This window comes from Natronospira sp. (genome assembly GCF_007134575.1).
In the GTDB taxonomy this organism is placed as follows: Bacteria; Pseudomonadota; Gammaproteobacteria; order Natronospirales; family Natronospiraceae; genus Natronospira; species Natronospira elongata.
Map to the genome: position 1 here is coordinate 1 of NZ_SLKM01000147.1, position 7,893 is coordinate 7,893.

Below are 7,893 nucleotides of genomic sequence, written 5' to 3' on the forward strand. Positions count from 1 at the left end.
GAAGTGCGCGCCCTTCTGGGCCGATTCGGAAAACAGGATGCCGTTGTTGGCAATGATGCCCACCGGATAGCCGTGGATGCGGGCAAAGCCGGTCACCAGGGTCTTGCCGAACAGGGGCTTGAACTCGTGCATCTCGGAGCCATCGACGATGCGGGCGATGATCTCGCGCACATCCACCGGGTGGCGGGTCTCCTTCGGCGTGATGCCGTAGAGGTCTTCGGCGGGGTAGATCGGTTCCACCGGCTCGGCCAGGTCCAGGTCCACATACTTGCGACCATTGAGGCTGGCGACGATGTCACGGCAGATGGACAGGGCGTGGGCGTCGTCTTCGGCCAGGTGATCGGCCACCCCGGAAATGCGGGTATGCACCTCGCCGCCGCCGAGGGACTCGGCATCCACTTCCTCGCCGGTGGCGGCCTTCACCAGGGGCGGACCACCGAGGAAGATGGTGCCCTGTTCCCGGACAATCACGGCTTCATCCGACATGGCCGGCACATAGGCGCCGCCAGCGGTGCAGGAGCCCATCACCACGGCGATCTGGGGAACGCCCTCGGCGGACATCTGCGCCTGGTTGTAGAAGATGCGCCCGAAGTGTTCCTTGTCGGGGAAGACCTCGTCCTGCAGGGGCAGGAAGGCGCCGCCGGAATCCACCAGGTAGATGCAGGGCAGACGGTTCTCGCGGGCGATTTCCTGGGCCCGCAGATGCTTCTTCACCGTCATGGGGTAGTAGGTGCCGCCCTTGACCGTGGCGTCATTGGCCACGATCACCACTTCGCGCCCTTTGACCCGGCCAATGCCGGTAATCATGCCGGCGGCGGGCGCGGCATCGTCGTACATGCCGTGAGCGGCCAGGGGCGAGAACTCGAGGAAGGCGCTGCCACTGTCCAGCAGGGCCTCGATGCGTTCCCGTGGCAGCAGCTTGCCCCGGTCCGTATGCTTCTTGCGCGCACGCTCACCGCCGCCCTGGGCGGCGCGGCTCAGCTGATCCTTGAGATTCGCCACCAGCCCTTCCATGTGTTCGGCGTTGGCCTGGAAGGTTGCGTCAGAGCGGTCCACTGTCGTTTTCAGGATAGGCATCCCTAATTCCCTATTCATTGTCGATCAGGCTATTGTAGGCACCGTAGGAGCGGATTTATCCGCGATGCCTTCTTGTGTGTCCAGAGGCCGCAACAGGTTCTAAAGACTCAATATCCGAACTTTCTAAAAACCCGGCATCGGATAGCACCTGTTACGGCTTGCCGGGTCACAAGAAGGCATCGCGGATAAATTCGCTCCTACGGTGCCCCTTACTGAATTTAGAGCCGTTCAACAGCGATCGCCGTCGCTTCACCCCCGCCGATGCACAGGGAGGCGATGCCGCGCTTGCCGCCGTTGCGCTTGAGACTGTGCAGCAGGGTGGTGATGATGCGGGCACCGGTGGCGCCAATGGGGTGACCCAGGGCGCAGGCACCGCCATTGATGTTCAGCTTCTCCCGCGGGATGCCCACGTCGTGCATGGCGGCCATGGCCACCACGGCGAAGGCTTCGTTGACCTCGTACAGGTCCACGTCGTCCACCGACCAGCCGAGGCGTTCCTGGAGCTGCTTGATGGCACCCACCGGGGCGGTGGTGAACCATTCCGGCTCCTGGGCATGGCCGGCATGACCGACAATGCGGCCCAGCGGCTCAAGGCCGCGCTTCTCGGCTTCCGAGGCGCGCATCAGTATCAGGGCGGAGGCGCCATCGGAAATGGAGGAGGAGGTGGCGGCGGTCACGGTGCCGTCCTTCTTGAAGGCCGCGCGCATGGTGGGGATCTTGTCCACATTGCACTTGCCGGGCTCTTCGTCGGTGTCCACCACGGTTTCACCCTTGCGGCCCTTGATGGTGACCGGGGTGATTTCGTCCTTGAAGTAACCCTTTTCGACCGCAGTCTGGGCCAGCTTCACCGATTCGATGGCGAACTCGTCCTGGGCTTCGCGAGTGAAGTTGTACTTGTCGGCGCAGGTCTCGCCAAAGCCGCCCATCATCTGGCCGTCATAGGGGTTCTGCAGGCCGTCGAAGAACATGTGGTCGATGACTTCCTGGTGACCCATGCGCATGCCGCCACGGGCCTTGGGCAGCAGATAGGGGGCGTTGGTCATGGACTCCATGCCACCAGCCACGATCACTTCGGCGGAGCCGGCGGCGATCAGGTCATGGCCCATCATCACGGCCTTCATGCCGGAGCCGCAGACCTTGTTGATGGTGGTGCAGCCGGTGCCCTTGTCGATGCCGGCACCCAGGGAAGCCTGACGGGCCGGTGCCTGACCGAGACCGGCCGGGAGCACGCAGCCAAAGATGACTTCGCTCACATCGCTGCTACCCAATTTGGCGTCTTCCATGGCCGCCGCAATGGCCGCGGTGCCCAGCTGCGGGGCCTTGGCGCCGGCGAGGCTGCCCTGGAAGGAACCGATGGGGGTGCGGCGCGCGGATACGATGACGATGGGATCATTTGTGGACATGACAAAACTCCTAAAGAAACCACCGTGGGAGCGAATTCATTCGCGATGCCTTCTTGTACGTGCAGAAGCCGCAACAGGGCCTATAGGCTTCATGACCTAATTGCCAGCTTCAGCAAGCGATCCTGAAACACCCGTTTCTGCTTGCCGGGTCACAAGAATTCTTCGCGGATAAATCCGCTCCTACGGTGCAAAAATGTAAATGCCTTTACGGCGTCATTGCATTGAACAATTCCCGACCAATCAACATCCGCCGAATCTCATTGGTGCCGGCGCCAATGTCGTACAACTTCGCATCACGCAGGATGCGGCCGGTGGGGTATTCATTGATGTAGCCGTTGCCGCCCAGGGACTGGATGCTCTCAAGGGCTACCTTGACGGCGGATTCGGAGCAGTACATCAGGCAGGCGGCGGCATCCCAGCGAACCTGCTCGCCCCGGTCGAAGGCCTCGGCCACGCGATAGGCGAAGGCACGGGAAGACTGCAGGGCGGTATACATATCCGCCACCTTGGCCTGCATGATGCCGAAGGCACCGATGGACTTGCCGAACTGCTTGCGCTCATGGAGATAGGGCAGGACCTGATCCATGCCGGCCTGCATCAGGCCAATGGGTCCGCCGGAGAGCACCAGGCGCTCGGAGTCCAGCCCGCGCATGAGGATATAGACGCCCTCGTTGACCTCACCGAGAATGTTTTCCTCGGGAATTTCGCAGTCCTCGAAGACCAGTTCGCAGGTGTTGGAGCCGCGCATGCCGAGCTTGTCCAGCTTCTGGGCCGTGCGGAAGCCCTTCATGCCTTTCTCGACCAGAAAGGCGGTGATGGTCTTGGAACCCAGATCCTTGTTGGCGGTGCGCATGTAGACGATCAGCACATCGGCCTCGGGGCCGTTGGTGATCCACATCTTGTTGCCGTTGGCGACCCAGACATCACCCTTCTTCTCGGCACGGCAGCTCATGGAGCCCACCACGTCGGAACCGGCTCCCGGCTCGGACATGGCCAGTGCACCGACCCACTCGCCGGAGCAGAGTTTGGGCAGGTATTTCTGTTTCTGCTCTTCGGTGCCGTTGAGAAAGATATTGTTGATGCAGAGATTGGAGTGGGCGCCGTAGGACAGGCCGATGGAGCCGGACGCCCGGGAGATTTCCTCCATGGACACCAGATGGGCAAGGTAGCCCATGTCGGAGCCACCGTACTGCTCGGAAACGGTCATGCCCAGCAGGCCCATTTCCCCCAGCTTCTGCCACATTTCCTGGGGAAACTCGTTTGTCTCGTCCACCTGCGCGGCGATGGGTGCGATTTCGCTCTGGGCAAAACGCTCCACGGACTCGCGGAGCATGTCCAGTTCTTCGTTGATGTGGGTGTTGATGACGGTCATTCCGCAGGCCCCTCGAAGGAATTATCGGGAAATGGCTGATTCGAATAAGCCGTAGGAGCGAATTCATTCGCGATGCCCGTGTTGTCGGTTGCCGAGGCAGCCGATGGCTTGGATCGCGGATGAATCCGCTCCTACGGTGGCTCCGGTCAGGCCTTTGGCCGCCGCCCGGAAGCGCGCTTGGAGCGGCGTTCCACATGGGGCAGCTTGACCGAGCTCATGGCAGCGATGCGTTCCTCGGCGAGGCGATCCGCAGCCTGCCAGCTCGGGATGCCATCCCGGTCAGCGATGGCGAAGATCTGTTCGATGATGTCGTAGATGCCCTTGACCTGGCGGAAGGCCCGGTCCTTGTTATAGCCCTGCAGCTCGATGGCCACGTTCATCAGGCCGCCGGCGTTGATGGCGTAGTCGGGGGCATAGATCATGCCGCGCTTTTCCAGCTCGGTGCCGTGGCGTTCCTCGGCCAGCTGGTTGTTGGCGGAGCCTGCCACGATGTCGCACTTGAGGCGCGGGATGGTCTCGTCGTTGACCGTGGCACCCAGGGCGCAGGGCACGTAGACATCGCAGTCCACGTCATAAATGGCATCAAGGTCCACAATCTCGCAGCCCATTTCCTTGCACTCTTCAAGGCGCTGTTCATTCATGTCACAGACAGTGACCTTGGCGCCGGCCTCGCGCAGGGTGCGGATGATGTGGATGCCCACATTGCCGGCGCCCTGAACGGCGTAGCTGGCCTTGGACAGGTCGGTGTGACCGTACTTGCGGTTCAGGCAGGCCTGGATACCCCGGATGGTGCCGTAGGCCGTGAGCGGGGAGGGGTCACCGCCGCCGCCATGCACTTCGGGTACGCCCACCACATTATCCGTCTCGGCGAAGATGTACTCCATGTCGTTGACGGTGGTGTTCACGTCTTCGGCGGTGATGTAGCGTCCACCCAGGGAGTCGATGAACTTGCCCAGGGCGCGGAAGAAGGCTTCACTCTTGTCCTTCTTGGGGTCGCCGATGATGACGGACTTGCCGCCGCCCAGGTTGAGGCCGGAGACGGCCGCCTTGTAGGTCATGCCGCGGGACAGGCGCAGCACGTCGGTCAGTGCCTCGTCCTCGCTGTCATAGGGCCACATCCGCAGTCCGCCCAAAGCCGGGCCGAGCACGGTGTTGTGGATCGCCACGATGGCTTTGAGGCCGCTTTCCTTGTGATGGAAGAACACGACCTGCTCATGACCCATCTGTTCTGCGGTGGCGAAAAGCTCCATATTGTCCTCCTGAGACGGAAATAAAGCGGTATGGCCCTTGCCCGTCCAGCTCATCCGCGCCCGGCAGCCGGAGCGGCGGGGCGGCGGAGTCAGGGCGGCAGAAAGGATGCCGCGCAACCCTGTTGTCGGGCAGCGGAGGGCCAGTTGAACGCGACTCGATATCGCGTATTCAGCGTGTGACCAGCGTGCCAAATTTGCCGGCCGTCGGTTTTCGGGAGCGCGAATTATAGCAGGCTCGTCGTTTTTGGGGGTCAGCGTTTGAAATTCCGGTTTTGGCGGTATTCGCACCCGAGGCCCAACCCCCGGTATAATTGGCGCCCCTGTTAACACCGAATTCCCGCGAAAAGCCCGATTTATCAGTGGCTTGGAGTTCCAACGGAGGTTCCCGATGGGTACTGCAGCATCCCGCATTCAGGGCAGAAGTACTGCGGAAGAGTCCATTCCGCTGCGTTTTGTTACTGCCGCTTCCCTGTTTGATGGCCACGACGCGGCCATCAACATGATTCGCCGCATTTTGCAGTCCAACGGAGCCGAGGTCATACATCTGGGCCACAACCGGGCGGTGGCGGATATTGTCCGGGCCGCGATCCAGGAAGATGCCGATGGCATTGCCGTGTCCTCCTATCAGGGCGGGCACATGGAATACTTCAAGTACATGGTGGACATGCTGCGCGAGAAGGGCTGTGAGCATATCCGCGTGGTGGTGGGCGGTGGCGGCACCATCGTGCCTCATGAGATCGCCGAGCTCGAGGAATACGGCGTCGAGAAGGTCTATACCCCCCATGACGGCATGTCCATGGGCCTGAAGGGCATGATCGAGGATGTCTTCGAGCGCGTCCGGGCCTGGCAGCGGCCGGAGTTCGAGCCGGGGCGGGGTGACAAGTCTGATCACATCAGTGTCGGCCGTACCCTGTCACTGATCGAGCAGGCCTCGGACGACGAAGATGTGCTCAAGGCGATGGCCAAGGATTGGCATGCCACCACCAATCGGCCGCCGGTGGTGGGGATTACCGGTACCGGCGGGGCGGGCAAGAGCTCGCTGACCGACGAGTTGCTCAATCGCTTCCGGCGCTTCTTCCCGGATGCGGACATTGCCGTGCTGGCGGTGGATCCCACTCGCCGGCGCACCGGCGGGGCCCTGCTGGGTGACCGGATTCGCATGAATTCGCTCATGGACGAACGGGTCTTCATGCGCTCCATGGCGACTCGCCGGGCCCATTTGGCCACCAGTGCCGCCATCCAGGAGTCCCTGCAGTTCCTCCGTTCCTGTGGTTTTGAGCTGATCATTCTGGAGACCGCCGGCATTGGTCAGAGCGATTCCGAAGTGGTTGATCTGGTGGATTATTCCCTCTATGTGATGACCAGCGAATTCGGTGCCGCCAGCCAGCTCGAGAAGATCGAGATGCTGGACTACGCGGACATGATCGCCATCAACAAGTTCGAGAAGCGCGGGTCCAAGGATGCCTTGCGGGATGTGCGAAAGCAGTGGAAGCGCAACCACCTGGCCTTCGATAAACCGGACGAGGACGTTCCGGTCTATCCCACCATCGCCAGCCAATTCAATGACCCGGGCATGAACCGTCTGTTCAAGGCCATGGTCAACGGCTTTACCGAGAAGCTGGAGTTGCCGGCCGAGCGTTGGCGGGTGGAGGCCGAGTTTCCGGAAGTGGACGTGGAGCGCCAGGCCCTGATCCCACCCTCCCGGGAGCGTTACCTGGCGGAAATCGCTAACACCGGGCGGAAAGCCCACCGCCGCTCGGAAACGGCTGCCGAGGCGGCTTCCAGGGCCCATGCCTGCTATGAGGCACTCAAGACCCTGGAAGATGAGCGCTTGCCCGAGCCCTTGGAGGCCTATCCCGGCGACGCCCTGACCGAGGGCGACGACAATAGCCTGCGGACCCTGCGCCAGCGCTACAACGCGGCGCTGGAGGATATTGGCGAGGAGGGGCGCAAGCTGCTCAAGGCTTGGCCGGAGCGCCGCGAGGCAGCGCGCTCCGAACAGTTCAGCTACAAGGTCCGCGGCAAGGAGATCACCGGTGATAACTACACCGAGTCCCTGGCCGGTGTGCAGATTCCCAAGATTGGCGTGCCTCGTTACCGGGACTGGGGTGACATTCTGCACTGGCGGATGAACGAGAATCTGCCGGGTGAGTACCCCTTCACCGCCGGCGTGTTTCCCTATCGCCGCGAGGGCGAGGATCCCACGCGCATGTTCGCCGGCGAGGGCACCCCCGAGCGGACCAATCGTCGTTTCCATTACCTGGCCGGGGGGCAGCCGTTTACCCGCCTGTCCACGGCCTTCGATTCGGTGACCCTCTACGGCGAGGACCCGGATGAGCGCCCCGATATCTACGGACGAATTGGCAACTCCGGGGTGTCCATCGCCACCGTGGACGACATGAAAAAGCTCTACTCGGGCTTTGATCTGCTGGCACCGACCACATCGGTCTCCATGACCATCAATGGCCCGGCGCCCATCATCCTGGCCATGTTCATGAATGCGGCCATTGACCAGCGGGTGGAGACCTACCTCAAGGAAGAAGGTCGCTGGGAGGAAGCGGAGAAGAAGATCAAGGCGTTGTTCCGCGATGGTGAGCGTCCCGGCTACGGCGGGGCGCTGCCCGACGGCCATGACAGCCATGGTCTGAACACCCTGGGGGTGCCCGGGGACCAGTTGGTTGAGCCGGAGGTCTACGAAAAGCTCAAGGCCGAGGCCATCCAGAGTGTGCGCGGTACCGTGCAGGCCGATATTCTCAAGGAAGACCAGGCCCAGAACACCTGCATCTTCTCC

5 protein-coding genes are annotated in these 7,893 nt (G+C 62.2%); 1 reads left to right on the forward strand and 4 read right to left on the reverse strand.

The window, feature by feature from the left end; translation table 11 throughout:
- From ACJWXQ_RS05815 to ACJWXQ_RS05830, 4 genes are all read right to left on the reverse strand, one after another.
- Positions 1–1,077, reverse strand: a 1,077-nt coding sequence (locus ACJWXQ_RS05815) for a carboxyl transferase domain-containing protein (protein WP_406672354.1), incomplete at its 3' end; no start/stop codon positions are given.
- Positions 1,078–1,295: 218 nt separating this feature from the next.
- On the reverse strand, positions 1,296–2,480 hold the full coding sequence (locus ACJWXQ_RS05820) for an acetyl-CoA C-acyltransferase (RefSeq protein ID WP_406672355.1): 1,185 nt from the start codon (positions 2,478–2,480) through the stop codon (positions 1,296–1,298).
- 205 nt (positions 2,481–2,685) lie between these two features.
- Positions 2,686–3,852 carry an isovaleryl-CoA dehydrogenase gene (locus ACJWXQ_RS05825; protein ID WP_346050407.1) on the reverse strand — a complete coding sequence of 389 codons (1,167 nt, stop codon included), beginning with the start codon at positions 3,850–3,852 and terminating at the stop codon, positions 2,686–2,688.
- A 146-nt stretch (positions 3,853–3,998) separates the two neighbouring features.
- On the reverse strand, positions 3,999–5,102 hold the full coding sequence (locus ACJWXQ_RS05830; protein WP_346050405.1) for a Glu/Leu/Phe/Val dehydrogenase dimerization domain-containing protein: 1,104 nt from the start codon (positions 5,100–5,102) through the stop codon (positions 3,999–4,001).
- Positions 5,103–5,490: 388 nt separating this feature from the next.
- On the opposite strand from ACJWXQ_RS05830, the gene ACJWXQ_RS05835 reads away from it, so the two are divergent.
- Positions 5,491–7,893: methylmalonyl-CoA mutase family protein (locus ACJWXQ_RS05835; RefSeq protein ID WP_406672356.1), on the forward strand; the 2,403-nt coding region annotated here is incomplete at its 3' end.